Consider the following 1,420-nt stretch of genomic DNA (forward strand, 5'->3'; position numbering starts at 1 on the left):
TGCCGATCGTATGATAGCCGAGTGCGATAAGTATGGTGTGAAACTATTCGTTGTTAAACAGAATCGTTTCAATGTGCCGGTTCAAAAAGCGCGGGAGGCATTGGATGCTGGCCGACTTGGAAAGCTGGTAATGGGCACGGTGCGGGTGCGATGGTGTAGGCCGCAGGCGTATTATGATCAGGACGCTTGGAGAGGTACTTGGGCCTTAGATGGTGGAGTGCTGACGAATCAGGCAAGCCATCATATTGACCTCCTCGAGTGGATGATGGGCGATGTCGAAAGCGTTTTTGCAATGAGTAGAACGGCGCTAGTCGATATTGAGGCAGAGGATACGGCAGTCGTAACACTTCGTTTTAAAAATGGGGCGATCGGTGTCATTGAGGCCACGACAGCAGTGAGGCCGAAAGATCTTGAAGGGTCATTGTCGTTACTTGGCGAAACTGGGTCCATCGAAATTGGCGGCTTTGCGGTCAACCAGATGAAAGTATGGAACTTCTTGGAGGAGTCACCTGAAGATGCAGATGTAATGGACAAGTACTCTGTTAATCCTCCAAATGTTTATGGCTTTGGGCACCAAGCTTATTATGAGCATGTTGTAGATAGTATTCAGAACGAGAAACGACACTTGGTTGATGGTTTGGTTGGTCGAAAAAGTCTGGAATTGATTAACGCGATTTATGAGTCAATTGAGACCGGGAAAGAAGTGTATCTTCATTTCAAGCCACAGCGCTGTAAGCTTGGAAAAGTTTAAATGTCTTTTAAAGAGAAGCACGTTGCCATCGTCAATGTGCAGTTTGGTGAGAATGTCACCATCGTGCAGCCTGCAAATATATATGGGTGTGCTTTAGGTGACGGAGTCTTCGTTGGCCCTTTTGTTGAGATCCAAAAAGACGTCACTATTGGCGATCGAACGAAGGTGCAGTCGCATACATTTATCTGTGAGTTGGTTGATATTGGCCGGGATTGTTTCGTAGGCCATGGTGTTATGTTTATTAATGACTTGTTTTCTGATGGCGGCCCTGCTGGCGGCGACAAAAGTAAGTGGTTATGCACGGTTATAGGTGACAATGTTTCAATTGGTTCTAACTGCACAATTTTGCCGGTGAGAATTTGTTCCAATGTTGTGATTGGTGCAGGCGCAGTGGTGACGAAGGATATAAATGAGCCTGGTATTTATGCTGGCAACCCGGCTAAAAAAATAAGGAATCTAAATGGTTAAGTTTCTTGATCTTAAGCAGCAGTATGAATCGATTAGATCAGATATTGATAAGGCAATCGCATCTGTCATCTCCGAAACTGCGTTTGTTGGCGGTAAGTATGTTCAAGCGTTTGAGAGTGCTTTCGCAGAGTATTGCCAAGTGGAGCATTGTCTAGGGGTGGGGAATGGTACGGATGCTCTGGAAATTGCGATTGAAGCTTT

At 45.7% G+C, this 1,420-nt stretch carries 3 protein-coding genes; all 3 read left to right on the top strand.

What is annotated here, in order from left to right:
* Window positions 1-751, top strand: a 751-nt coding sequence (locus tag A3751_RS21440; RefSeq protein WP_068458825.1) for a Gfo/Idh/MocA family protein, incomplete at its 5' end; no start/stop codon positions are given.
* Entirely contained in the window at window positions 752-1,219 is a 468-nt protein-coding gene (locus A3751_RS21445; RefSeq protein ID WP_068453885.1) for an acyltransferase, read from the top strand.
* On the top strand, window positions 1,212-1,420 hold a 209-nt coding region (locus A3751_RS21450), incomplete at its 3' end, for a DegT/DnrJ/EryC1/StrS family aminotransferase (RefSeq protein ID WP_197466592.1). The genes A3751_RS21445 and A3751_RS21450, both read left to right, overlap by 8 nt.

It is taken from the genome of Oleiphilus sp. HI0080, from assembly GCF_001635135.1.